Annotated in this window: 23 protein-coding genes and 2 pseudogenes; 15 read left to right on the top strand and 10 right to left on the bottom strand. The window is 68.6% G+C overall.

The annotated features are described in order from the left end of the window. Nucleotides 1-178 precede the first annotated feature (178 nt). Nucleotides 179-931, top strand: a complete 753-nt coding sequence (locus tag ACWCQ1_RS11295) for an EthD domain-containing protein (protein WP_351924646.1) — start codon at nucleotides 179-181, stop codon at nucleotides 929-931. A gap of 112 nt (nucleotides 932-1,043) precedes the next feature. Here ACWCQ1_RS11295 and ACWCQ1_RS11300 read toward each other — a convergent pair whose 3' ends face one another. Then, complete coding sequence (locus ACWCQ1_RS11300) at nucleotides 1,044-1,745, bottom strand: transposase (RefSeq protein WP_451026323.1); 702 nt, start codon at nucleotides 1,743-1,745, stop codon at nucleotides 1,044-1,046. Nucleotides 1,746-1,806: 61 nt separating this feature from the next. Here ACWCQ1_RS11300 and ACWCQ1_RS11305 point away from each other — a divergent pair. From ACWCQ1_RS11305 to ACWCQ1_RS11315, 3 genes and pseudogenes are all read left to right on the top strand, one after another. Continuing rightward, nucleotides 1,807-2,647 (top strand): annotated as a pseudogene (locus ACWCQ1_RS11305) (IS5 family transposase). 464 nt (nucleotides 2,648-3,111) lie between these two features. Further along, nucleotides 3,112-3,456, top strand: coding sequence for a DoxX family protein (locus ACWCQ1_RS11310; RefSeq protein WP_388920559.1), 345 nt, complete (start codon nucleotides 3,112-3,114; stop codon nucleotides 3,454-3,456). A gap of 335 nt (nucleotides 3,457-3,791) precedes the next feature. Continuing rightward, nucleotides 3,792-5,141, top strand: coding sequence for a ferredoxin reductase family protein (locus ACWCQ1_RS11315; RefSeq protein ID WP_451026324.1), 1,350 nt, complete (start codon nucleotides 3,792-3,794; stop codon nucleotides 5,139-5,141). A gap of 115 nt (nucleotides 5,142-5,256) precedes the next feature. Here the strand turns inward: ACWCQ1_RS11315 and ACWCQ1_RS11320 are convergent, their stop codons facing one another. The 7 genes from ACWCQ1_RS11320 to ACWCQ1_RS11350 form a co-directional block, all read right to left on the bottom strand. Then, nucleotides 5,257-5,883, bottom strand: a complete 627-nt coding sequence (locus ACWCQ1_RS11320) for a TetR/AcrR family transcriptional regulator (RefSeq protein WP_451026325.1) — start codon at nucleotides 5,881-5,883, stop codon at nucleotides 5,257-5,259. A gap of 546 nt (nucleotides 5,884-6,429) precedes the next feature. Next, on the bottom strand, nucleotides 6,430-7,413 hold the full coding sequence (locus tag ACWCQ1_RS11325) for a fumarylacetoacetate hydrolase family protein (protein ID WP_451026326.1): 984 nt from the start codon (nucleotides 7,411-7,413) through the stop codon (nucleotides 6,430-6,432). A gap of 23 nt (nucleotides 7,414-7,436) precedes the next feature. Continuing rightward, nucleotides 7,437-8,414, bottom strand: coding sequence for a cyclase family protein (locus ACWCQ1_RS11330; protein ID WP_451026327.1), 978 nt, complete (start codon nucleotides 8,412-8,414; stop codon nucleotides 7,437-7,439). Beyond that, a complete protein-coding gene (locus ACWCQ1_RS11335) occupies nucleotides 8,411-9,430 on the bottom strand; it encodes a dihydrodipicolinate synthase family protein (protein ID WP_451026328.1) in 1,020 nt (339 codons plus the stop codon). The genes ACWCQ1_RS11330 and ACWCQ1_RS11335 overlap by 4 nt, the downstream gene beginning before the upstream one ends. A gap of 104 nt (nucleotides 9,431-9,534) precedes the next feature. Next, complete coding sequence (locus ACWCQ1_RS11340; protein WP_451026329.1) at nucleotides 9,535-11,019, bottom strand: NAD-dependent succinate-semialdehyde dehydrogenase; 1,485 nt, start codon at nucleotides 11,017-11,019, stop codon at nucleotides 9,535-9,537. 10 nt (nucleotides 11,020-11,029) lie between these two features. After that, entirely contained in the window at nucleotides 11,030-12,004 is a 975-nt protein-coding gene (locus ACWCQ1_RS11345) for an ornithine cyclodeaminase family protein (RefSeq protein WP_451026330.1), read from the bottom strand. A gap of 44 nt (nucleotides 12,005-12,048) precedes the next feature. Beyond that, nucleotides 12,049-12,981, bottom strand: a complete 933-nt coding sequence (locus tag ACWCQ1_RS11350; protein WP_451026331.1) for a VOC family protein — start codon at nucleotides 12,979-12,981, stop codon at nucleotides 12,049-12,051. Between the two features lie 207 nt (nucleotides 12,982-13,188). On the opposite strand from ACWCQ1_RS11350, the gene ACWCQ1_RS11355 reads away from it, so the two are divergent. The 6 genes from ACWCQ1_RS11355 to ACWCQ1_RS11380 all read left to right on the top strand — a co-directional run bounded on the left by ACWCQ1_RS11355 (nucleotide 13,189) and on the right by ACWCQ1_RS11380 (nucleotide 18,546). Continuing rightward, a complete protein-coding gene (locus tag ACWCQ1_RS11355; protein ID WP_451026332.1) occupies nucleotides 13,189-14,145 on the top strand; it encodes a LysR family transcriptional regulator in 957 nt (318 codons plus the stop codon). Between the two features lie 179 nt (nucleotides 14,146-14,324). Next, the gene (locus ACWCQ1_RS11360; protein ID WP_451026333.1) at nucleotides 14,325-15,707 is read left to right on the top strand and encodes an aromatic ring-hydroxylating oxygenase subunit alpha; all 1,383 of its coding nucleotides are present in this window, start codon (nucleotides 14,325-14,327) and stop codon (nucleotides 15,705-15,707) included. Beyond that, complete coding sequence (locus ACWCQ1_RS11365; protein ID WP_451026334.1) at nucleotides 15,704-16,243, top strand: aromatic-ring-hydroxylating dioxygenase subunit beta; 540 nt, start codon at nucleotides 15,704-15,706, stop codon at nucleotides 16,241-16,243. The genes ACWCQ1_RS11360 and ACWCQ1_RS11365 overlap by 4 nt, the downstream gene beginning before the upstream one ends. Then, entirely contained in the window at nucleotides 16,240-16,458 is a 219-nt protein-coding gene (locus tag ACWCQ1_RS11370) for a ferredoxin (protein WP_451026335.1), read from the top strand. The genes ACWCQ1_RS11365 and ACWCQ1_RS11370 overlap by 4 nt, the downstream gene beginning before the upstream one ends. Beyond that, the gene (locus tag ACWCQ1_RS11375) at nucleotides 16,455-17,726 is read left to right on the top strand and encodes an NAD(P)/FAD-dependent oxidoreductase (protein WP_451026336.1); all 1,272 of its coding nucleotides are present in this window, start codon (nucleotides 16,455-16,457) and stop codon (nucleotides 17,724-17,726) included. The genes ACWCQ1_RS11370 and ACWCQ1_RS11375 overlap by 4 nt, the downstream gene beginning before the upstream one ends. Further along, nucleotides 17,713-18,546 (top strand): SDR family oxidoreductase, encoded by an 834-nt coding sequence (locus ACWCQ1_RS11380; protein ID WP_351924671.1) that lies wholly within the window; start codon nucleotides 17,713-17,715, stop codon nucleotides 18,544-18,546. Before ACWCQ1_RS11375 ends, ACWCQ1_RS11380 begins: the two co-directional genes overlap by 14 nt. A 288-nt stretch (nucleotides 18,547-18,834) precedes the next feature. Here the strand turns inward: ACWCQ1_RS11380 and ACWCQ1_RS11385 are convergent. Together ACWCQ1_RS11385 and ACWCQ1_RS11390 are read right to left on the bottom strand one after the other, a co-directional pair. Then, nucleotides 18,835-19,898: pseudogene (locus ACWCQ1_RS11385) on the bottom strand (IS630 family transposase); the annotation flags it as partial. A gap of 416 nt (nucleotides 19,899-20,314) precedes the next feature. Beyond that, nucleotides 20,315-20,551: a hypothetical protein gene (locus ACWCQ1_RS11390; protein ID WP_451026337.1), complete on the bottom strand. Its 237-nt coding sequence runs from the start codon at nucleotides 20,549-20,551 to the stop codon at nucleotides 20,315-20,317. A 130-nt stretch (nucleotides 20,552-20,681) separates the two neighbouring features. Here ACWCQ1_RS11390 and ACWCQ1_RS11395 point away from each other — a divergent pair, with 130 nt between their 5' ends. The 5 genes from ACWCQ1_RS11395 to ACWCQ1_RS11415 are packed head-to-tail and all read left to right on the top strand — an operon-like array spanning nucleotide 20,682 to nucleotide 24,884. Continuing rightward, a complete protein-coding gene (locus ACWCQ1_RS11395; RefSeq protein WP_358596310.1) occupies nucleotides 20,682-21,059 on the top strand; it encodes a DUF2795 domain-containing protein in 378 nt (125 codons plus the stop codon). Nucleotides 21,060-21,119: 60 nt separating this feature from the next. Next, nucleotides 21,120-21,551: a CBS domain-containing protein gene (locus ACWCQ1_RS11400; protein ID WP_133041862.1), complete on the top strand. Its 432-nt coding sequence runs from the start codon at nucleotides 21,120-21,122 to the stop codon at nucleotides 21,549-21,551. Then, nucleotides 21,548-22,231 (top strand): diguanylate cyclase, encoded by a 684-nt coding sequence (locus ACWCQ1_RS11405; protein ID WP_451026338.1) that lies wholly within the window; start codon nucleotides 21,548-21,550, stop codon nucleotides 22,229-22,231. Before ACWCQ1_RS11400 ends, ACWCQ1_RS11405 begins: the two co-directional genes overlap by 4 nt. Before the next feature lie 5 nt (nucleotides 22,232-22,236). Further along, complete coding sequence (locus ACWCQ1_RS11410; protein WP_451026339.1) at nucleotides 22,237-22,779, top strand: type 1 glutamine amidotransferase domain-containing protein; 543 nt, start codon at nucleotides 22,237-22,239, stop codon at nucleotides 22,777-22,779. After that, on the top strand, nucleotides 22,779-24,884 hold the full coding sequence (locus ACWCQ1_RS11415; RefSeq protein ID WP_451026340.1) for a catalase: 2,106 nt from the start codon (nucleotides 22,779-22,781) through the stop codon (nucleotides 24,882-24,884). Before ACWCQ1_RS11410 ends, ACWCQ1_RS11415 begins: the two co-directional genes overlap by 1 nt. Nucleotides 24,885-24,891: the final 7 nt, after the last annotated feature.

A 24,891-nucleotide genomic window follows, 5' to 3' on the forward strand; every position in this document is an offset into this window, starting at 1 on the left:
GCGGCCGCGCCGAGCACGCGTCGCCGCAACGGATCGACCATTCGCGAGCAAGTCGGAAAGACCCAGGGGGCTGAACCACCCAGCAACAACGGCGTTTCCTCGCCACCGCTTCCAATCGGCCGCTTCAGGTCGCCCCACCTCCAGGATTCTCCCTGGGTGCAACGTATCGGAGTGAATCATGATCAAACTTATTGTCGCGGCCCGTCGCCTGCCGGGCATGACACGTCAGAAGCATTGGCAGCATTATCAGAACGTCCATGCGGCCAAGATCCTGGCGGGCCCCGCCGATATGCTGGCCCACCTCTCAAGGTATGTACAAAACTTTGTAATCGACGCTGCCTATGGCGCACCGGATGCGGCACGAGTGGCGCCGGCCGAAATAGATGTCGTAAGCGAAATCTATAACCCCTCGCCGGAAGCGGTAGGTCTCCTGACGTCGCACCCCTATTACCTTTCGGTTATCCAGCCGGACGAACACCTCTTCGCCGACGGGTCGGCCCTGAAGGTGCTGGTGACAGCCGAGGAGCGTGAGCAGGTTGCCGTGCCCCGGCGCGGTGCCGTCAAGCTTGTCCATTTCATAGCCACGCGCGAAGGTGTCGACCGGGAACAATTCTTCACCGCATGGCGTGCGGCCTCGCAGGCGATTGTGGCTGATCCTTCATTGTCGCCCGCGCTGTGTGGCTACACCCGCAGTCATGCACTGCCGGTGCCCGAGGAAGCGACGCGCGATCTTTTGGGCGGCGCCCCCATAAATGTCCATGCCGGCGCCACAAGCATCTGGCTGGACAGGGCAGACGACCTTTCCGGCGTCGCCCGCTACCGCGAGCTCTTCGACGAAATCATGGTCTCGGCATCGGACAGCCTGGTCGATGCCTCTCAGTCCATGTTCCTGATCGTGCAGGAACTGGAACATTACCCGTATCACGCCTAGGGCCCGTTGCGAAAGTGCTGGTCACAGCCACTCGTTGAGGACTGCGACCAGTACGGCCGCCTCGTATCGGACAGCGAACTTAACTCTGTCGGGGATCTTGGTGCCGGCGGAGTCAAGTGCCCAGGGTTCGCCAGGACTTCAGGCGAGGGATCTCGCGTTGGTCGAGGTAGTTCTGGAAGGCAGTGGGCCGACGGGGTGTGGGGGCTTCCTCAGCCGGTGGCAGTCCGCTGAGGCGTTCGATGTTGACGGCGATGGCTGTCAGGACGTGCTGGACGTGGGCCTTTCCCTGTCCTCGGTAGCGGCAGCGCCGCATACCGTGCCCGCGGGCGAACTCGTTGACCGTGCTCTCCACTCCGGAGCGGACCGCGTAGCGGGTCTTCCACTCGGGGGTCTGCTGCTCGGCGCGGACGCGGAGTTCCAGGTCGCGGAGCTCTCGTGGGGGAAATCCCACGGTGCGGGCGTCGTCGGCGGTGCTGGTGCACTGGGTGCGGGTCGGGCAGGGGCGGCACTGGCTCTTGGTGAACCTGGCCACGATCAGCGGGGCGGCGGTGGGTGAGGAGGTCGGGTAGGGGCCGTGCCAGCCCGCGCTGACCTGTCCCTGGGGGCAGGTGACCTGCTGCTTGTCGTAGTCGATGTGGAAGTCGTCGCGGGCGAAGCCCTCGTTTCGGCGATGCTGGCGGGTGGGGTTGCTCTTCAGCGGCCCGGAGACGGTGACCTGGTGTTCACCGGCGGCTTGTTCCAGGTGGGGGCAGTCGACGCGTCCTCGACGCCCGGGAGTCGTTTCGTTCCGACTACTCCTGTCTGCTCCCAACACGCCCCCGAGCGCTGCCATTTGACCGCTGGCGGGGCCGACCGCCATCGGCTACTTCGCACACATGACCCCGCACGGCCCGTATCCCAGCGACCTGTCGGACGCGCGCTGGGAACTGATCGAGCCCGTCCTGACGTCCTGGCGGGACCAGCGCCGCGCCCGGGCGTTTGACATCGGCCGACCGCCCGAACACGACCTGCGCCAGATCATGAACGCCATCCTGTACGTGGACCGCACCGGCATCCCCTGGCGCTACCTCCCGCACGACTTCCCACCCTGGACCACGACCTACGGGTACTTCGCCAAGTGGCAACACGACGGAGTATTCGAGCAGCTCACCGGCCTGCTGCGACGCCTGGTCCGGGAAGCCGAGGGCCGAAGGGCGGAGCCGTCGGCCTGCGTGCTGGACTCCCAGACAATTAAGACTTCCGCCAACGTGCCCCTCGCGGACCAGGGCACCGACGCAGGGAAACGGATCATCGGGCGCAAGCGCCACCTCGGCTGCGACACCCTCGGCCTGCTGCTGACCGTGCTGGTCACCGCCGCCAGCGTCTCCGACACCGCAGCCGGCGTGACCCTGCTCTCCCGCATCGCCGCCACCCGCCCGCACATCACGAAGGCCTGGGTGGACGCCGGCTACCGCACCACCGTCATCGACCACGGAGCGCGCCTCGGCATCAACGTCCACCCCGTCCAGCGCCCGCCCGGCGCCCACGGGTTCACGATCATCCCGAGACGGTGGACCATCGAGCGCAGCATCGGCTGGCTCATGCACCACCGACGCCTCGCCCGCGACTACGAGACACACCCGCACCGCTCCGAAGCCATGATCCACCTCGCCATGATCGACCTCATGGCCCGCAGACTCAGAGGGCGACGCCACCCTGAACTGGCGCGGAACCTGACCCGGGACCAAACACGAATCACCGGACCAAACGCTCAGTAAGGGCCCGTAAAGAAGTGGGGCCGTCGGGGAGTTCGCGAATGCGGGATGCCTATGGCAGCCGACCGGTGAACCCGTGCGGGCGACGTCCATGACTTCCTCGGCAACTCGCTGAGCAAAGGCCTGCCCTCAGGACCATCTACAACCTGGCGACGGCACCGGCTGCGTGAACGTCGTTACGCCCACGCCCCCGCGAACTCGCTCCGAAGCCGACCATCATAACGGTTACATTGTTGCCGTTATTTCGCTAGGCTGAGCCGCTGCATCGATCGACCGAATCGCCCATCTGGGCGCCGAGCGATGCGCTCGGCCGGCAACTCGACCGCGCCCGACACATCCCATAACGGTCTCGTGACGCCCCGCCCGCCATCAGGCCGTCACCCTTGACGCCCACGCCGCCGCGACGCCGGCACCTGGAGATACCTCATGATCCTCACCATCACCCTCGCCTGCGCCATCGCCCTGATCTTCGGGGGGATCGGAGTGCTCAACACACTCGCATTGCCGAAGGCGCGCGAGCTGGCCGCCGAGACCGGCTTTTCCGTCGCCGCCTATCGCCGCATCGGCGTGCTGCAACTGGCAGGAGCCGCCGGCGTGGCGCTCGGCCTCGCCATGCCGCTGCTCGGCGGCCTCGCGGGGGCCGGGCTTCTCCTGCTGCTCGCCGGAGCTGTGGTCGTACACCTGCGCAAGGGCGACCCGGTTGCCAAATTTGTGCCCGCCGCTGTGTGCGCGGCGCTTGTCGCCTCATACCTCGCGGCCTTGTTCGCCTGAAGCGCTGCGGATCGAGCCCATGCCACGGAGGGCAGCTCCGGCAGTGTCACCCTGAAAGCAATGCCGCCTCGAGCTGTGACTTCACCTCGAAGAGCCGACCGACGGGGATGGCTTCAGACCGCCACGCTCCCGAAGGGCAGATCCAGGGCTGGCCAACAGGCATCCGATGGCACCACTGGACCAAAACCAGCTAAACGGCTACGCTGTAGCCAATATTAGAGGTGGCAGGAACCGCAGCCACCTGGGCTCGAGGGCGCTCAAGCCGCGACCGCACGGTCCGCCCTGCCTTCACCAGCGCCCCTTCGTCCACAGTGCCCACCCCCGAGGGGTAGACGATGCCCGTCCTGATCGTGATAGCGATCTACGCCATCCGGATCGCACGCGCCCCCTTGGACGCGCGCCTGAAGAAGCGCCACGTCGGACCCCTGTCGGTCACGACCGGAGCGGTCATGCTCTATCTGGCCTGGGACTGGCTCAGGCCCGAGGGCCTCAGCGCTGTCTATTTCGTCGGCGAGTTCGCCGGCGTCCTGTCCGTCTACCTGATGTCCTGCACCCTGGTACTGGCCACCCGCCTGATGTGGTTGGAACAGTGGTTCGGCGGCCTGGACCGCATGTACCGACAGCACAAGCTGTACGCCGTATGGTCCATTCTCCTGCTCACCCCCCACCTGCTCCTCCACTTCTTCTCCGGTTTCGACGGGAGCCAGTACGGCTACGCCCACCGGACCGCGTCGGTAGGGATGGGCCATCTCCTTGGTGCCGTCTCCGCCATCGGCCTGCTGCTGCTCGTCCTCATCTCACTCGGCCAGGTCGGCCGCATCCTCCGACTGCCCTACGAGCGCTGGCTGTTCCTGCATCGCCTCACCGGCCTGCTGCTCCTGTCGGCGCTGTTGCACGGCTGGTTCCTCGATCTCATCATCAACGGATCCACGCCCCTCCTGGCGATCTACGTCACCATGGCCACCATCGGCATGACCGCCTACACCTACGACGAACTGGTGCTACGCCACAGAGAACCCCGGGCGGACTACACCATCCACCGAGTCGAGCGGCCGACACCCGACATCCTCGACCTCACCCTCACGCCCACCGGCGAGACGACCCTTCCCGTGACAGGAGGTCAGTTCGTCTACCTGCGCGCCGGCGGCTGGCACGAACACCCCTTCAGCGTCGCAGGAACGCAGGCCGACGGCTCGGTACGCCTCACCATCCGTGCCCTGGGCCGCGGTACACGCCGCCTCTACACGGACCTGAGTGAAGGACACCCCGCAACCCTCAAGGGTCCTTACGGCATGTTCGACCACACCCTCGGCGGACCCCGGCAGATATGGATCGCGGGGGGCATCGGTATCGCGCCCTTCCTCGGCTGGCTCACCCACCCCGGTGCAGCGCCGCCCCGCACCGACCTCTTCTACTGCGCCCCCACCGCCGACGAGGCGCCGTTCCTCCCGGAACTCACCGCTGCGGCAGCACACCGCCCCGAGTTCCGGCTCCACCCGACGTTCAGCCGCAGCCACGGCCGTCTGACCGCCGAAAGAATCCAGGCCGAGGCCGGACCGATCACCCCCGACACGCACGTCTTCCTCTGCGGCCCCGCCTCCATGATCGAAAACCTCACTCGCGCCCTCCATCGCCAGGGCGTCCCCCGCCGGCATCTCCACGCCGAACACTTCGCCTTCCGCTGACGAACCGCCGACCACACGAGATCACGCGCTCAGCACCAGCAGCTGTGGCCACGCTCCATGCCGACCGAGATGACTCCGTGGGTGGGCAGCCTCAGGCTCGCATCGTCCTGGCTGGTCAGGCTTCGTCGCGCAGGTGGGCAAGCCCGCTGAGAAGGAGTTCGAGGCCGAAGGAGAACTCCTCCTCGATCGGAACGGGCATCGACCCGGCGACGGTGACCGTTGCCGGGAACAAGGCTGGATCAACGCCCTGAAAGACGGCGGACAGTTGCGCGTCGTCGAGTTGCCCGCCACCGCCATGACCGTTGACCTGTATGGCGAATCCGAGGACGTAGCGGGAGAGGGTGGCAAAGGCGTGCGCGGCCAGTCGCGGCGGGAAGCCGCTGTCGAGCAGCACCGCGACACAGTGCTCCCGCAGCGCCATGGCGTTCGGCCCCAGGGGAATCTCTTCGACCACCAGGCGCGCCGCGTTCCGGTGCCGGGCCAGGGCCTCGAACATGGTGTGCGCGACCGTCCGCAGGGCTTGCTGCCAGCCCATCGCGAGGAGTTCTTCGCCCTTCAGTTCCACGGCGCCGAACATGCGGTCCACGACATGGGCGACCAACGCTGCCCGGTTGTCGAAATGCCGGTACAGCGTCGCCGTGCCCGAGCCCAGGCGCTGGGCCAGCGTCCGCATCGAGAGAGCGTCGGCCCCTTCATCGTCCACGATCTGCAGTGCGGTAGCGACGATGCGCTCCAGCGGCACGGGCGGACGCCCCGGGCCCCGACCCGATGCCGTGGTCGCTCGCACAGGACCAGCTGCTGCCACTGAACGTCCACCTCCTCAGCCAGCACCATAACAGCAACACCGTATCCAGTATGGAGCTCGCCGGCTGGGCATGGAGCGGCAGTGCCCCTTCGATCAGCCCATCGACGACCGCTCATCGGGGACTCCATGCACCGGCCAATCCCACTGAGTGGTGTGCATCGTGAAATCGCAGGTCACGGGTCTGGTGTGAGTGACGATTCGGGGACTCGTGCCCGTCGGCGGCCGATGTCTATGCCGTAGATCATCGGGCAGGTCCGGTTCCGAGGGTCTGCCGGGTTCGGCTGCGCACGTGACCGCCCCCCTACGATCCGTCGGCAGGTCGGCACCCCACGAGATCGCGGGAGGGCCCGGGATGCCGGAGCGGCAGTGGATCACCGCTCGTCGGAGTGAACTGGACGCCCTCGCCGAGGAGTTGATCAAGCAGCTTCAGGAGGTCCAGGTCGCTGGCCGCCCGCATGCCGTTCTGGCCTTCCTGGCCCTGGTTCAGGTCCTGTCGGAGGCTGTCCGCTTGCGCAGGCGCGGCCGTCGGCGCGCAGCGGTGATCGGCGTGGGCCGCTCGCCCGGTACGACTCGGTTGCGGATCGAACCGATGCCCTCGACTGTCATTTCCACGATGTCTCCGGGTTCGAGCGGAGGCGGTGTCCGCGTCCCGCTGCGGCCCCACAACTCACCGAGGCAGCCGCCGTTGCCGCAGGTCCCGGAGCCGAGGACGTCACCGGCCTTCACCCAGGTGCCGCGGGATGCGTACGAGATGAGCTCCTCGAACGTCCAGCTCATGTTGCTCAGCAGATCCTGGCCGACCTCGGTGCCGTTGACCGACACCCGCATGTCCAGTTGCAGGAACCCCTCGTCGTCGCGGTAGGTGTCCAGCTCGTCGGCGGTCACCAGCCACGGTCCCAGGGTGGTGGCGAAGTCCTTTCCCTTGGCGGGCCCGAGGCCCACCTTCATCTCGCGGCCTTGCAGGTCCCGCGCGGACCAGTCGTTGAGGACGGTATAGCCGAACACATGGTCCCGTGCCTCTTCGGGGGTGAGTGAGGCGCCGTCCTTGCCGATGACGGTGGCCACTTCGAGTTCGAAGTCCAGCACGTGTGAGCCCGGCGGGACGGGGACGTCGTCGTGCGCGCCGATCAAGGCATAGGGGTTGGTGAAGTAGAAGGCCGGGGCCTCGTACCACTCCGGTACGACCACGCCGCCTCCGCTGACCGACCGCACGACACCCTCGACGTGCTCCTCGAATGCCGCGAAGTCCCGCACGGTCGGCGGTTCCAGCGGCGGCAGCAGCCGTACGGAATCGATCGGTGTCGGGGAGGAGTTGTCGAGGGCGGCGGCACCGGCCTCAAGGGCGGCCGGCAGTCCGGCCCGTACGAGGTCCAGGACCGTCGTCGTACCGGGGAAGGCGTGCAGCCCGTGCTCGCCGACGACCCCGGCGGCGCAGCGGCCGGCGCTTTCCCAGGTGGCGAAGCGCATGGTGTGTGTCCTTTCCGGGGGCTCTACTTGATGGCGATGGGGTTGACCGGGGCTCCGACGGCACCGGTGACGGGGAGGGGGGCGGCGGTGAGGAAGAAGTCGTAGATTGCGTCGGCAGCGCAGTCGGCCGCGAGGGCGTCGAGATCCCATATCTCGCCGATGAAGAGACCCATGTGCGGGATGGCCACTTGGTGCAGCGGCTGGAAGGCCTGGTCGAATTCGTTGGGCCGGACCTCGAAGCCCCAGGTGTCAGTGGCGATACCGGCGATCTCGCGGGTGTGCAGCCAGTCGGCGGTGGTGAACGAGAGGCCGGGTGCCGGCCCGCCCGCGTAGTCGCCCCAGCCGTCGCGACGCGTCCGCGCCAGCTGTCCCGTACGGACCAGCAGCAGATCGCCCCGGCCCACTCGGGAGGATTCGCCTTGTGCCGCGATCGTGGCTTCGAGGTGCTCGGCGGTGATGGCGAAGCCGTCCGGCAGTTCGCCGTCGGTGCCGATCGCTCGGCCGACGTCGAGCAGCACTCCTCGACCTGCTATCCGGTCGGCCACGGTCTCGATACCCGTGAGCTGATCGCCTTCGCCGGTGACCACCGCGGAGGCGCGTCGTCCGTTGTAGGCCATGCCGTGGTCGAAGACGTGGCCGAGGCCATCCCACTGCGTCGACGCCTGCAACGGCATGAACACCACATCGTCGGCACCGCCCAGGCCGTGCGGGAACTCCGGCGGACCGAACTCGGCGTCCAGGCCCGAGGAGAGCATGGTGTGCACGGGATTGGTCCTGCGGCGCCAGCCGTTCTGCGGACCGTTCGTGTCGAAGCGCTGGGCGAGCGAGAAGGAGACCCCGCGCCGGATCAGGGCCGCGCCCTCGCGCCGTTTGCCCTCGTCGAGGAAGTTGAGGGTGCCCAGTACGTCGTCCTGTCCCCAACGCCCCCAGTTGGAGCAGCGCTTGGCGGCATCGGCGATCGCGCCGGCGGGGTTGGCACGGTCCAGTTCGTTGGGGGTCACGCCGGGTTCCTTCCGATGAAGAACTCACGGAACGGGTCCATGCTGGGCTCGAGTCCGGCGTCGAGGAGTCCCTTGCGCAGGGCGTGCATCTGGGCGTCGTGGATGCGCTGGGTGGGCTGGCGCAGCGGTCCGCCGTTGTAGCCCTGCAGCCACCCCTGGAACTTCCATGCCTGCCGGTTGATGAACGCACCGCCGTGCAGCACGGGAGCGAGGCCGCCCTTGATCTTGCGGGCCGGATGCAGCTGCCAGTAGATGTCGGTGGCGTCGTCGTACTTGCCCTCGCGCAGCAGCTGCATGACACGCGGGATCATGGGCCCGAAGTATTCGTGGTCGCTCGTGGCGGACAGCTGAACAGGCATGACCTGGGCCAGCGGGATGAGCTCGCCCTCGATGGGCACCGAGATGACGACCTCGTCGCCGAAAAGCCGGTGGCACTCGATGGCGCTCTGAATGCTGGGGAAGCCGCCCTCGGCCTTGATGACCGCGATGTTGGGGCAGTCGTCGATGAGCCGGCGGATGAGCCGCGTCGGGATGTCCGAGGGGTGCACCCGGGGACTGAACCCCCACAGGTACATCGGGAACAGCATGACCGCGAGGTTCGTGGCGTCGCAGACGGCCTTGGTGTAGTCGTAGATCTCCTGTTCCGACTCCGGGTAGAAGTTCGGCGGATAGGACAGGAGCACCAGGTCGGCACCGGCCTCCTCGGCGCCGCGCACCGCCTCGATGTTCTGCTCCAGGGTGCTCCAACTTCCGTGGTGGACCACGACGAAGCCGTCGCCCGCCTCATCACGGACGATGCGCAGGAAGTCGAGGTATTCGGGCAGGGTGATGCTGACCTCGGAGACGCCGAGGGTGCCGAGGAATCCGTGCTGCTCGGCGAGCCGGATGTCGTGCCTGATGCCCTGCTCGTTGATGCCTTGAAGGTCGGCGGTGAACGACGGGATCGTGCAGTTGACGGCTCCCACGAGCTTCTCGCGGGCCCAGTCGCGGGCCTCTGTGCGGGTGTATGCGGGCATGGTCGTCCTTGCCTCGGTGCGTGGGTGATGGGGGGGGTGACTCAGCGCCTGGCGGGTTGGTCTCGGCGCGACTCGTTCGTGCGGTGTCCGGCGCGGCAGTCGGCTCAGGGCGCGCCGGCGCCTTCCCAGGCCAGGTACTTCATCTCCAGGTACTCGTCGATGCCGTAGACGGAGCCCTCCCGTCCCAGCCCCGACTGCTTGACGCCGCCGAAGGGGGCGACCTCGTTGGAGATCAGGCCGGTGTTGATGCCCACCATCCCCGCTTCCAGGGCGGCCGAGACGCGCCAGGTCCGCTCGGCGTCGCGGGTGAAGAGGTAGGCGGCCAGACCGTAGTCGGTGTCGTTGGCCATGCGGACGGCCTCGGCCTCGTCGGTGAAGCGGATGAGCGGGGTGAGCGGGCCGAAGGTCTCCTCGCGGGTGACGAGCATGCCCGGGGCCACGTCCGCCAGCACGGTGGGCTGGAAGAAGAGCCCTCCACGCCGGTGCCGCGAACCGCCGCACAGGATCCTGGCACCCCGCCTCGTGGCGTCGGCGAGATGTTCCTCGACCTTCGCCACCGCTGCCTCGTCGATGAGCGGTCCCTGCTGCACGCCGTCGTCGAAGCCGTCTCCGACGACAAGGTCCTCGACCCTGCGGGTCAACGCCTCCGCGAAGCGGTCGTGGATTCCCGTCTGCACGTAGACACGGTTGGCGCTGATGCAGGCCTGGCCGGTGTTGCGGTACTTGGTGGCGACGACACCGGCGACGGCGGTCTCGACGTCGGCGTCGTCGAAGACGAGCACCGGCGCGTTGCCGCCCAGTTCCATCGAGGTCTTCTTCACCGTCTGGGCGGACTGGGCCAGGAGCAGCCTGCCGATCTCGGTGGAGCCGGTGAAGCTGACCTTGCGGACCAGCGGATTGCCGGTCAGCTCGGGCCCGATCTCGCGGGGGTCGCCGATCACCACGTTGAGGACCCCGGCCGGTACACCGGCCCGCTCGGCAAGCTCGGCGAGGGCCAGTGCCGTCAAGGGCGTCTGCTCGGCGGGCTTGACGACCATCGTGCAGCCCGCGGCCAGTGCCGGAGCGGCCTTACGGGTGATCATCGCGGCGGGGAAGTTCCACGGGGTGATGGCCACGCACACACCGACCGGCTCCTTGAGCACCAGCACCCTGCGCGAGCTTTCCGGTGCCGCGAACACGTCGCCGCGGATCCGTTTGGCCTCCTCGGCGAACCACTCGATGAAGGAGGCGGCATAAGCGACTTCCCCGCGGGCCTCGGCGAGTGGCTTGCCCTCCTCCAGGACGATCAGCCGGGCGAGGTCCTCCGTGTGCTCGGTGACAAGGTCGAACCAGCGCCGCAGCACCTGTGCGCGCTGTTTGCCCGACCGCGCCCGCCACTCGGGCAGAGCACGATGAGCGGCGTCGACGGCCTGGGCGGTCTGCGCTCTGCCGAGTGCCGGCAGGTCCGCGATGAGGTCACCGGTCGACGGGTTGCGGACGGTGAGCCGACCGCCGTCGCCGGCTTCCAGCCACTTGCCCTCGACGTAGGCGGCCGTGCGCAGCAGCGTGGGGTCGGACAGGCCGAGTGGAACGGTCGTCTCTGTGGTCATGGCGGCTCTCTCACTTCTGCACGGGATGAATGGTGGCCGGCATCCGGGTGCCGAGTCCCAGCCGCTCGGCGTTGCGCGCGCACATGCCGGCGACCGCCAGGTCCTGGACCGCTGAGCCGACCGACTTGTACAGCGCGATCTGATCGGCGCGGGTGCGCCCGGGGACGCGCTCGCCGACGAGGTCGGCCAGCGAGCGGATCTCGCCCGCCACGTCGAGACCGGCGGCCCGCGCGGCGATCAGGTCACCGGTGTCGTCGAGCACCTCCTCGACCATGTCCGCCACGATCACGTCGGCACGGGCGATCACATCAGGGTCCACCTCACGCTGCTCGGGCAGGGTGGATCCGATGGACACGACGGTCATGCCTGGTCGGAGCCACCTCCCGAGCAGAGTCGGGGTCTCGTCGCGGGACCGGGCGGCGCAGACGACCAGCGTGGCGCCTGCGACGGCCTCCTCGGCGCCGGCCGCCTGCGTGATCGGCAGGTCGGACAGTTCGGCGACGAAACGGGCTCGGCTCTCCGGTCGTGGGCTGTACACCCGTACGTCCTTGAGGTCCCGTACGACGGCGAGGGCGCGCACATGGTTCTGCGCTTCGAAACCGGAGCCGATCACGGCGACGGTCAGGGCGCCGGGCAGCGACAGCAGGTCAGCCGCGACGGCCGAGGTGGCCGCCGTCCGGTAACCGGTGATGGAGTGGCCGTCGAGCAGGGCCACCAGCTCGGCCGTTCGCTGGTCGAACAGGGGGATGAGGTAGGAGGCGCGGCGCGTCGGCATCGCGGCCGCGATGATCTTCGCTCCCATCAGTTCGCGTCCGGCCGGTACGCCGGTGAGAGTGCGCAGCCAGCCGTGGTCTCCGCGGGCCATGCCGCGGGCCGGATAGCGTGCTGCGTCCACGCTCGTCGCGTATGCCTCGCGCACCGCCGAGGTTGCCAGCTCCCAGTCGAAGGCCGCCTGTACCGCCGCGTCATCGAGGAAAAGAGTCACTTCAGTGGCCTTTGCGGAGGATGGATCAGGAGGAGGGGGAGGGATCAGATCGGCGAGGGGGTCCACAGACCGCCGTCCGTCTGCTTGAGCAGCACCGGCAGCATGGTTTCGGTCATCGACCCGCCGGTCCCCCACTGGTCCTGCGACTGAGGAGAGGTGCTGTCGAAGACGCGGGGCTCCCACGCCTCGTCGTCCTCGATCGTCTCCAGCTCCGTCGTGTACTCGACGACGTTCTCGTTCGGGTCGAGGAAGTAGGTGAAGGTGTTGTCTCCCGGGCCGTGCCGGCCTGGGCCCCACAGCGGGCTGTGACCGGCGCGCATCAGACGCCCGGACCCGCGCATGTACTCGTCGATGCCGCGCATCTCGAAGGAGATGTGATTCAGCGAGACGCGCGGTGCTCGGGAGATGGCGAGGATGTGATGCTGGGTTCCGCTGCGCATGAAGCACATCAGGTCGCCGAGCCAGTCCGAGAGGCGGAAGCCGAGGTACGTCTCGTAGAACGCCTTGGTCGCGGCCACATCGGTGGAGTTGATCACCACGTGGCTGAGCTTCTTGGGGACGGATTCGCGTTCCTCGAGCTCCCGGAAGGGCTTCTGCGCGACCCCGGCGGACACCTCGACGAGTCGGCCGTCGGGGTCGAAGAACCGGACGCCGTATCCGCCGCCCGGGGTGTCCAGCTTGCCGGGCTCCCGGTCGAGCATGATCCCGCCGACCGCCAGCCGACAGGCCAACTCGTCGACTTCTTTGGGAGAGTTCACACCGAAGGCGATGAGGTCCAGTCGCTTGTCCTGGTCCTGCCGGACGCGAAGGACGTACTGCTCCGGGTCCGCGGGAGTGGCGAAGAAGGTCACACCGCTGTCGTCGGCCACCGGTTGCAGTCCCCAGAGGTTCTTGTAGAACTCCAGAGCCTTGCCGTAGTCGGGCACACCGATACCCACATGCCTGAGATGGGTGATCGGACGGAAGGCTGCGGTCATCGTCGACTCCTGCTCTTCAGTGACGCCGAACAGATCGTTCGCGTCGCTTTCCCGCTGCAAGACGCTAGACAGACGCACTCCTCGATACAAACAATCGATAGTGATGCGTTCGGATTGATGACATCAATCCGTGGTCGGAGTCGACCGTCGAGCCGCGGCAGCCGACTTCTTTCGGCATGCCTTCAGCACAGACAGGAATTCCGGTCGATGCCCACCACCAATGCGCCCCTGGATCTCAACCGGGTGGATCTGAACCTGCTCGTCGCCTTCGACGCCCTGATGGCGGAACGAAGCGTGACCGCGGCGGCGGCCCGTCTGTCCGTCGGGCAGTCGGCCATGAGCTCCACGCTGGCTCGGCTCCGCAAGCTCCTCAACGACCCGATCCTCGTCAGGCAGGGGCGGACCATGGTTGCCACACCGGTTGCCGAGTCGCTGGTGCAGCCCGTGCAGAAGACGCTGACCGACATCAAGTCGCTGCTGTCACAGCGCGACCGCTTCGATCCCGCGACCGACCACAGGACGTACTCGGTGATGGCGAGCAGCTACGCGGCCGTCGCCGTACTGCATCCGCTGCTGGTGCACCTGCCGACCGAGGCTCCGAACGTGCGGTTGCGCATCCAGCCCTTCGCGGAGGAGTACGCGGAACAGCTGATCCGCCACCAGATCGACCTCGTCATCGTTCCGCGCGAGCTGGTGCCCAGCGGCCCTGACCTGTGCAGTGAGGCCGCGTACACCGACCGCTACGTGCTCGCGGTCGACCAGGAGCACCCCGATGTGGGCGAGAGCATCTCGGTCGAGCAGTTCAGCGAGCTGCCGTACCTCGCGACGAGCCCCGACCGGCGCCCCTCCCTGGCCGAACTGAATCTCGACCTGCTCGGCATCCCGCGCCACGTCGAGGTCACCACGAGTTTCGAACTCGCCCCGTTCCTGATCCGCGGTACCCGGCTCATCACCTTGATCCCCGAAACGCTCGGGCGCCGCATCGCCCCGGCGACAGGCCTGCGGCTGCTCGAGCCTCCCATGGAGCTGCAGCCGGGCACCGAAACGATGGTCTGGACGAGACGCATGGACGACGATCCGGGCCATGCCTGGCTGCGGCAGCGCATGCATCATTTCGCAAATGCCTACATCCGGGACACGCCGCCCGCCCCGGCAGCCGGCTGAGACAGGACCGGTCAGGAGGAGCCTGGCCGCGTTCCATCGATTGGATCAATGCCGACTCATCGACAGGAATTGCTTTTCCCCATGTGATGGCACCAATAGCCTGACGTCTCGAGCCGCAGGCAGGGCCACGGAATTCCGCTGATCGCCCCTGCTGAGCACGACTGAGGCAAGGGAGCCCCATGACTGCCATCTCTCCAGAAACGGCCGATGCCGCTACCATCCTGGACCGCGTCGAGGCTTCGCTGAAGAACGATCTCGTCCCGGTGGAAATCTTCAACGACGAGGCGGTTTTCCGCGCCGAAATCGAGCGGATATTCACCAAGTGCTGGGTGTTCGTCGCGCACGAGAGCGAGATCCCCAAGGCGGGTGACTTCGTGCAGCGCAGAATCGGCCTCGATCCGGTGATCGTCACGCGCGACGGCAAGGGCGGCATCAACGTGCTGTCGAACTACTGCCGTCACCGGGGCACCCAGGTGTGCCAGACCGATGCCGGCAACTCCCGTTTCTTCAAATGTCCTTACCACGGGTGGACCTACAGCAACAACGGAGACCTGGTCGGCACCCCGCACCTGCACGACGCCTACGGCGAGCGTCTCGACCCCAAGGCATGGGGCCTGATACACGCGCCCCGGGTGGCCACCCGGCAGGGCTTCGTCTTCGCCTCGCTGGACCCGGACGGACCGTCGCTCGACGAGTACCTGGGCGGGGCCGGGTGGATGCTCGACCTGATCGTCGGGCTGGCACCCGGCGGCATGCGGGTCGCCGGGCCTCCGGAGCGCTACCGGCTGCACGCCGACTGGAAGACGGCCGCCGAGAACTTCGCCGGCGACGGTTACCACGTCGACACACTGCACTGGAGCACGGAGGAAATCGCGGTCTCCCAGGGGCTGCAGACGACGTGCGAGATCGCGCGCTTCTACGAATTCGAGAACGGCCACGCCTTCACCGGCCATGCCTGGACCAAGGCGGTCCATCCCGGCTACGTGCTCTGGGGCTACGCGCCGGAAATCACCCAGCACTTCGACCTGTCGGGCCTGGACGAGGCACAGCTCCACGTGGTCAATCACGAGCCGCCGACGGTCGGCACGATCTTCCCCAACCTCAGCTTCATCCGGCTGAACACCCCGTCCGTGCCGGGCGGTCCCCTGTCGGTGATCACCAGCTTCCGGCAGTGGCAGCCGATCGGCCCCGGCGAGATCGAACTGTGGAACTGGCAGTTCGTCTGGGACTTCATGTCGGAGGACGAGGCCCGCGATTCCTACGTCAACGGCCAGTTCACCTTCGGCTCGGCAGGCATCTTCGAGCAGGACGACACCGTCGCCTGGGAAGGCGCACCGCGCGCCGCCCAGAGTCCGTGGATGCGCAAGGCCGGCATGGAGTTCCACTTCCAGCAGGGCAACAACAGTCAGGTCGACCAGTCGTACGACCCCTCGTGGACCGGCCCGGGCCGCAAGCGCAACACCGGCTACGGCGAGCACGTGCAGCTCCACTTCTACCGCCACTGGCTGAACGTGATGCGCGGGAACACCGGCGCCGGCACCGAGGGAGCTGCGTCAGTATGACCACGACCGACACACCCCGCGTCGTCCCGCCTGTGAGCGCCAACCCCGAACTTCAGGCCTTGGCCACCCAGTTCCTGGCGCTGGAGGCCCGGCTGCTCGACGAGGGCCGCGAGGAGGAGTGGTACGGACTCCTCGACGACGAGCTTCTCTACACCGTGCCGATCCGGCAGGCAGCGGAACCGCGTGCCAAGGAGATCGACCGCAACGCCTTCCGGGTGCGGGACACCAAGGCCCACGTACGCACGCGCCTGGACCGGCTCAACACCGACCACGCGTACTCGGAGGTACCTCCGTCCCGCACCTTGCGCATCGTGGGCAGCGTCGAGGTCGAGGAGACCGACCGCCCCGACGTCATCAAGGTGTCGAGCGCCCTGCTGGTCTACCGCCAGCGCGGCATCGACCCGCACTTCGATCTCATCCCGTGCAGGCGCTACGACCAGCTACGCCTCACACCGGCGGGCCCACGCCTGCTGTCCCGCGAAATCGTGCTGACCGAAACGGCGCTGGCCACTCCGAACCTTGGGGTCTTCCTGTGAGCGACAGCCTCTCCGTCTCCCTCGACGGCACCCGCTGCAAGTCCTACGGCATCTGCGTCAGCGTCATGCCCGACGTCTTCGACACCCCGCCCGGCAGCCCGACGGCTGTTCTCCTGCGCGACACCGTCGACGCCGACGAGCGGGAGGACCTCGAAGAGGCCGCCCGCGTCTGCCCCGCACAGGCCATCGCACTCAACTCGGGACCCAAGTCGTGACCGGCGGCTTTGAGCGGGTCGTCGTGGTGGGAGCCTCCGCTGCCGGCCTCAGCGCCGCCGACGGCCTCCGGGAGGCCGGATTCACCGGCTCCATCACCGTCCTCGGCGCCGAGCTGCACCAGCCGTACGACCGGCCCACGATGTCGAAGGCCCTGCTTGTCGCCGAGGAGGACCCGCAACTCCTCGAACTCCGCTCTCCCGAACGCATCGAGGCGAGCCGCATCGACCTGCGTCTCGGGCACGCCGCGGCGGGGCTCGACGTCGACCGCCGCTATGTGGTGACCACGTACGGCGAGGCGCTTCCCTGGGACGCTGTGGTCATCGCCTGCGGCAGCCGCCCCCGCGAGATGAGGAGCCTCGCGGGCGAGGTACTGCCGGCCCTGCGCACCCCCGAGGACCTGCGGGTGCTGCGCGAGGCCGCAACGCGATACGGCGAGATGACCCTGATCGGCTCCGGCTTCATCGGACTGGAGGTCGCGGCCGGTCTCGTCGCGCGGGGCGTGGCGGTCACGGTCCTCGACACGCTCCCGCTGCCGCTGGAGCCCGTACTGGGGCCCGACCTGGCCACCCATCTCCGCGACCTGCACACCGCACGCGGGGTCCGCTTCCGCAGTGCCGTCGCGGTGGCGTCGGTCACGGGACAACCCGGGGCGTACGAGGTCCGGCTCACGGACGGAAGTGTGCACCGGACCCCGTTCGTACTCACGGGCATCGGCGCCGAACCCGCCGTCGACTGGCTGGCGGGCTCCGGGATCGAGGTGACCGGCGGGGTCGTCACCGACGCCGCCGGCCGGACCAACGTACCCGGCGTGTGGGCCGCCGGTGACGTGGCCGCGTTCCACCACCCGCTGCTGGGACAGCGCGTACGCGTGGAGCACTGGACCCATGCGGTCGAGCAGGGCCGGCACATCGGCTTGAACATCGCCCGCGGCGAGACCACGCCCTACCAGGGAGTGCCGTACGTCTGGACCGACCAGTACGGCATGCGGTTCCAGTGCTACGGCCGCCGCCGCGCGGGCGACCGCAGCCTCGTCGTCGAGGGTTCACTCGACGCGGGCGAGTTTCTCGTCCTGTTCGGCCACGCCGGCGAGCTCCACGCCGCGTTCGCCTGCGGGCGTGTCCGCTCGCTGCGCGACTACCGCAAGCTGCTCGCCCGCGGCGGCACCTGGGACGAGGCACTCGCGCTCGCCCGCACGAACAATCCCGCCCTCGACACCACAGTGTCGTGCGCCAACCGGAAGGAACGCACCACCCATGAAGCTGCTTGACGACCACGTCGTTCTCATCACCGGCGGCGGCTCGGGGCTCGGTCTCGGGGTTGCCCGCCACTGTCTCGAACAGGGCGCGCAGCTCGCGATCCTCGAGTACGACCAGGCCAAGGTACTCGGGCTGAAGAAGGAGTTCGGCGACGACGTCCTCGTCGTGCACGGCGACGTACGCGACGTCGACGATCTTCGTGCCTGCCGGTCTCAGATCGAGGACCGCTACGGCCGGCTCACCTCCCTCATCGGCGCGCAGGGCATCTTCGACGGCAACGTCCGGCTGACCGACATCCCCGTCGAGCGCGTCGGTGAACTGTTCGACGAGGTCTTCTCCATCAACGTCAAGGGCTACGCCCTGACCGCGCGGATCATGCACGACCTGCTGCAGGCCGAGGAAGGGGCGATCGTGCTCACCGCCTCACAGGCGGCGTTCGCAGCCGACGGCGGCGGTGCGGCCTACACGGCCAGCAAGGGGGCGGTGCGCAGCCTGGTGAACCAGCTCTCGTTCGAGTTCGCCCCGCGGGTACGGGTCAACGCCGTCGCCCCTTCGGGCATCGCGGGCAGTCAGCTCCGCGGACCCGGCGCTCTCGACCTGCACGAGTCCAAGCAGTCGGACATTCCCGCGGACGCCTTCCGCGCGGCGTTCGAATGGTCCACGCCCCTTCAGCACCTGCCCACCCCGGAGGAGTACGGGCCCTTCTACGCACTCCTCGCATCCCGGCACAACAAGGTGATGACAGGCCAGACCGTGATCGCCGACTCGGGCACCCTGAACCGGGCCCTCATGAGCATGGGCCAGCTTGTCAGCAGCTACCCGTCGGCCTGAGTGCCGCGCCTCTGCGCACCACACCCGGGCGCAGAGGCGCGCATGCCGTCTTCCTGCTGGCGGCCATCAGCCGTACGACCGTTGACGTGCGTGCTGTTGCCGCTTGGCCGACCTGTCCCGAACCCACATTCCAAGCCGTCTCCGCAAGCAGGTGCCGACGAATCAGCCGTACGAAGAGCCAGCCCAAGGGGCGCTATATCAGCCGCGTGGTGGGGGTGGCGCGCATTGGGAGGGTGCCTCAGCCACTTGTCGGGTGCCCGGAGGAAGGAGACGTGCGCAAAAGCCGAGAGATGCTGGGTCGTCGAGGGTCAGGCCGGTGCCCGCTATGAAGCCGTCGAGGACGGCGGACCGGTACTGAAGTCGTTTGAGCCGGTTGCGGACGAGGGCTTCTAGCCGGTCGAGGGCGACCACGGCGAGGTTGGCCAGGCTGCGCTTGACGTGCGCCCATACCCACTCGACGGGGTTGAGGTCGGGCGAGTAGGCGGGCAGTAGGAACACCATCAGCCAGGCCCGTTCGGCGATCAGCTCACGTATGGCGTGGGAGACGTGGGTGTTGAGCCGGTCCCAGACCAACACGATCGGTGCCTTGACGAGTTGGTGGACGCCGTCGATCAGTGCGATGAAGTCCCGCTCGCTCATGCTGCGGCGTCTGTCTTTGCCCGCTCGGTGGGTGCGCAGGCGATGGCACAGCCGGGTCCGCGAGCCGGGCCGCATGGCGATCAGCCCGGCCACGGACAGGCGTCCCGAGCGTCGGCCGCTCACCGTCACGACCGGGGTGCGGCCGCGTCGGCCTCAGGTGCGTCCTTTGGGCGGCCGGCGGGTGAAGCCTGCCTCGTCCTCGAAGCAGATGTAGCCTCCGCAGGCCGCCCGGGCTCTTTTACCTCGGCCCATGTCGCCTCCTTCCAGGCGGTGACGGCCTGCTCGTCGCGCTCGGCGACCCGCCGTGCGGGCACCTGCGGACTGAAGCCGAGCCGGTGCATCAGCCTCGTGGCACCCGAGACGCTGTAGGAGACGTGGAACTTTCTGCCGATCAGCGTGGCCACCCTCGCCGCAGTCCACACCTGGTCCTCCACCCAGCCATGCGCGGCCGGTCCCTCCTCGAGGTATGCGGCCAGCTTCTCCAGACAGCGCGGGGACAGACGGCATGGTGACCCGCTCGGGCCACGTGACGCCAGGGCCTGCACGCCGCTTTCCCGCCACAACTGGTGCCACTGGTAGGCCGACTTCGGGCTCACCCGCAGGCGCCGTGCCACTTCCGGCGGCTTGGCCTTCTGCTCGAACAGCTCAGCCGCCTGCATCCGTACGACCTCCCGGCGCTGCCGTCCCGCAGGAGTCAGCCCGCCCCACCTCATGTGGCACCACCAGCTTGCCTTCGACGAGACCCGTCCTCTGCGCGATCACACCCATGTGCGAGCCGCAGACCCACGGAGTGCCGCAGGAGCAGCCATCGGCTCGCCGTCACCGACTGGATCGAGTTCGAGGAGGAACGGCACCAAGTCGCGGGGCTCGACGGTGCAACCGTGCGGCTACGTTCGGAGAACGGCCGCACACAGAGCATCATGCTGTCGGTCCTGCTCGCCGACAGCAGCTTCCGTGCGGCGGTCGAACCGCCGCCCACGGCACTGATGGATCCCGATGCCCACCCCGATCCAGCCGGCGTCCTGGCAGGCCTGGACAAAGCTGTGCAGGACGCTGCGCGAGGGTCGCTACTTCCTCCCATCCAGAGAAGAGTTCAGTGCCCAGGTCAGGGCCACGGGGGCTGAACTGTTTACTTTCGTCCGACAGCCGGGCCCGAGGGCGCGGGCGGGTGCTTCTCGGCGGCGACCACCCGGGCCGGGCCCCGGCTCGGCAGCATCCTGAGCGGCAGCGTCGCGCCCGGGGGGCCGGCCGGGGCGTCCTCGCTCCGGTCGGTCTTCCTCGTCGGCAGCAGAAGCTCCTCGTAACGGCCCAGTGCCAGCACCACGCCGAGCATGAGGAGCGGGATGATCACGGCGAGCAGTGGCATGGCCGTCCTCCCTCTCCGGGGGCGTGGGGGGCGAGCTCCGGGTCTCCCGGGGTTCGCCGCGCAAACCCCGTGTCGGCCTCCGGTCCTCGGGTACGCGGTGCCCACTCGCGAAGATCTGGAGGGACCACTTATGCAGCGAGGAAGTGACCGGCTGAGCGTCCACCGCGACGAGGAGATGAAGCACGAGCTCCAGGGGCTGCTCCGGTCCGGGCGCCCCACGCGGACGGAGGAATGGCACGATCCCGAGCCCACCGCCGACGACGACCCGGAGGTCGCGGGCGGCCCCGTCGCCGCCACCGCGTCCCTGGCCAAGGTCCGCACCGAACTGGCGCGCCATCTGAACCGCCATGTGTTCCCCGCAGGCCCCCGGGAACTGACCGCCGCCCTGCGCAAGGCGCACGCGCCCGACACCCTGACCGAGCGGGTGGACCACCTGCCCCGGTCGGCGCGCTACACGACGGTCCAGCAGCTGGCCGAGGCGGTCGTCGAGGCCGGGCGAGAGCGATAGACGTGCCCGATGACGGTCGCGGGTTGCCGGCGGCCGGGAAGCGGAGGAAGGCCCACTGTGATGGCTGATTTCGTCAGGGAGGTCATGACGCCGGGCGTGGTCGCCGTCCGCCCGGACGCGTCACTCGTCGAGGCGGCGCAGCTGATGCGCGCGCAGGACATCGGGGACGTGGTCGTCGCCGACGGTCAGCGGATCGTCGGCGTGCTCACCGACCGTGACATCACGGTGCGGGCGGTCGCGGAGGGCGTCGACCCGCTGACGGTGAGCGCCCGGTCCGTGTGCACCCCGGATCCGGTGATGGTCGCTCCCGACGACCCCGTCGAGGCGGCCGTCGCGCTGATGCGCACGCACGCCGTGCGCCGGCTGCCGGTCGTCGAGAACGGTCTGCCGGTCGGTGTGGTCACCCTCGGCGACCTCGCCGAGGCCGAGGACCCGGACTCGGCGCTGGCCGAGATCAGCCGGGCCGAACCCGACGACGGGGGCACCGTATGACCCGCGGCCGCGCCGCGGACATCGCCGCAGGCACCCGCACGGTCGACGTCGCCGACGTCACCACCCGGTATCTCCTCTACGGACTGCTGCCCGGCTGGTTCGTACCCGGCCTCGCCGACTGGGCGATGCACCGCCGCACCCGCATCGAGGACACGGCGGGCACCAAGGAATCGCTGGTCCTCCCCCACTGCCAAAAGCGTGGGGGGACCCCCACGCTGATGATGGCCGAGATCGGCGTCCCCATCGCGCTGACCCTGCGCTACGAGGTCAACCCGCTGCTCCTGTCGGTGCAGTTGGGCGGCGCCGCGGTGCACGAGGCGACCGCGCTGTGGGACGTGCGGACGGCCGTCGACAGCGACCGCGAGGTCAAGCCGGTCGAGCAGCACATCCACAGTTTCCTGGAGTCGCTGCCCTTCGGCGCGCTGGCCGCCCTGATGTGCCTGCACGCCGACCAGGTGGCGTCGCTGTGGCGCGGGGGCGGTGGTGACCCCGACGCGTGGCGGCTGGTGCCCCGCCGCCGGCCCTTGTCCCGCGGCTACCTCGCCGGTATCGCCGCGGCCATCGGCACCTGTGTGGTGCTGCCGTACGGCGAGGAACTCCTGCGCTGCGTGCGCACGGGCCGCCGTAACCGCAAACGCGCCTCGGACCGAGCGACGTGGCGCACGAGGAAAGGACGTTGACCATCATGCGTATCGCATTCCTGACCGCCCCCGAGGGCGTCGAGCAGATCGAGCTGACCGATCCGTGGCAGGCGGCGAAGGACGCCGGGCACGAGCCCGTGCTGGTGTCGACGCAGCCCGGTGAGATCCAGGCCTTCAACCACCTCGACAAGGCGGACACCTTCCCCGTGGACGAGGTCGTCGGCGAGGCCTCGGCCGGCTCGGTCGGCGCGCTGGTGCTGCCCGGCGGCGTGGCCAACCCCGACTTCCTGCGCATGGACGACAAGGCCGTGTCGTTCGTGCGGGACTTCTTCGAGCAGGGCCGCCCGGTCGCGGCGATCTGCCACGCCCCGTGGACTCTGGTCGAGGCGGACGTCGTGCGCGGCCGCACGCTCACCTCGTGGCCGAGCCTGCGGACCGACATCCGCAACGCGGGCGGCACCTGGGTGGACGAGCAGGTGAAGATCGACGACAGCGGCGGCAACAAGCTGATCACCAGCCGCAAGCCGGACGATCTCAAGGCGTTCTGCGAGGCCTTCCTGCACGTCTTCTCCGAGGGGGCCGGCTGATGGGTGCCCCGGGCGAGGACCGCAAGCAGCACCAGCGCGAGGCCTTCCACGCGGACGACCCGGCCGCCGGGCCGCTCACCACCGACCAGGGTGTGGAGGTCGACCACACCGACGACTCACTGGCCGCGGGTGAGCGCGGGCCGACCTTGATGGAGGACTTCCACTTCCGGGAGAAGCTCACCCATTTCGACCATGAGCGGATCCCGGAGCGGGTGGTGCATGCCCGGGGTGCGGGCGCGTACGGCTACTTCGAACCGTACGAGTCCTGCGCGGAGTTCACCCGTGCCGCCTTTCTGCAGGACCCTTCGGTGCGGACGCCGGTCTTCGTCAGGTTCTCCACCGTGCAGGGCCCGAAGGGCTCGGCGGACACCGTGCGGGACGTGCGCGGCTTCGCGACCAAGTTCTACACGCAGGAGGGCAATTACGACCTCGTCGGGAACAACTTCCCCGTCTTCTTCATCCAGGACGGCATCAAGTTCCCCGACTTCGTGCACGCGGTCAAGCCCGAGCCGCACAACGACATCCCGACCGGCGCCTCCGCGCACGACACCCTGTGGGACTTCGTGTCGCTGCAGCCGGAGACCCTGCACGCCATCATGTGGCTGATGTCGGACCGGGCGATCCCGCGCAGCTACCGCATGATGCAGGGCTTCGGCGTGCACACCTTCCGGTTCGTGAACGCGGCAGGCCGCGGCACGTTCGTGAAGTTCCACTGGAAGCCGAAGCTGGGCGTGCACTCGCTGGTGTGGGACGAGGCACAGGAGTGCCAGGGCCGTGACCCGGACTTCAACCGACGCGACCTCTGGGACGCGATCGAGGCCGGCGAGTACCCGGAGTGGGAGCTGGGCGTGCAACTGGTGCCGGAAGAGGACGAGTTCGCGTTCGACTTCGACCTGCTCGACGCCACGAAGATCATTCCCGAGGAGCAGGTGCCGGTCCGGCCGATCGGCCGGATGGTGCTCGACCGCAACCCGGAGAATTTCTTCGCCGAGACCGAGCAGGTCGCCTTCCACACCGGCAACGTCGTGCCCGGCATCGACTTCACCAACGACCCGCTGCTGCAGGCCCGCAACTTCTCCTACCTGGACACGCAGTTGATCCGGCTGGGCGGCCCGAACTTCACGCAGATCCCGGTCAACCGGCCCGTGGCACCGGTGCGCACCAACCAGCGCGACGGCTACCACCAGAGCGCCATCCATCGGGGCACGAACTACTTCCCGAACTCGCTCGGCGGCGGCTGCCCCGCGCACGCGGGCGCCGACGGGCACGCGTACACGCACTACGCGGAGCGGGTCGACGGCGCCAAGATCCGCAAGCGGAGCGAGAGTTTCAAGGACCACTACAGCCAGGCCGCGCTGTTCTTCCACAGCATGACCGACTGGGAGAAGCAGCACATCGTCGACGCCTACCGGTTCGAGCTCGGCAAGGTCGGGGCGATGACGGTACGCGTCCGTACGGTCGAGCAACTCGCCAAGGTGGACGGGGAGTTGGCGGCTGCCGTGGCCCGCGGCATCGGTGTGCCGGAACCGGCCGGGCAGGAGACGCCGTACAAGCAGGAGTCCCCGGCGCTGAGCCTTCAGGCACTGCGCGGCGACGGCTCGATCCGCACCCGGCAGATCGCGGTCCTGGTCACCGACGGCGTCGACGCGGCGCAGGTGACCTCCGTGCGGGAGACGCTGGCCGCCGAGGGCGCGATCGTCGAGGCGCTCGCTCCGGCCGACGGCACCGTCAAGGGCGCCGACGGGGAGACGTACGCGGTGGACCGGGCGCTGCCGACGGTCGCCTCGGTGCTGTACGACGCCGTGCTGGTGCCCGGCGGTCCGGACGGGACGCCGCCGGTGGCCGAGGACCCGGACGCGCTGCGCTTCGTGCGGAGCGCCTATCTGCACGGCAAGCCGGTGGGCGCGCTCGGCTCGGGCGTGGAGGTGCTGTCCGTCCTCCAGCCCCAGGGCGTCGAGCTGTCCACCGGCTCGCGGGGCGTGGTCGCCGACCGGGGTGTGGTGACGGACGCGTCACCGGGCCCCGCCGGCGCGGAGTTCGCACGGGCGTTCGTCGACGCGATCGCGGCGCACCGGCACCGGGACCGGCCTCCGGTGCGCCACTGACCGGTGC

Source organism: Streptomyces sp. NPDC002144, assembly GCF_053593695.1.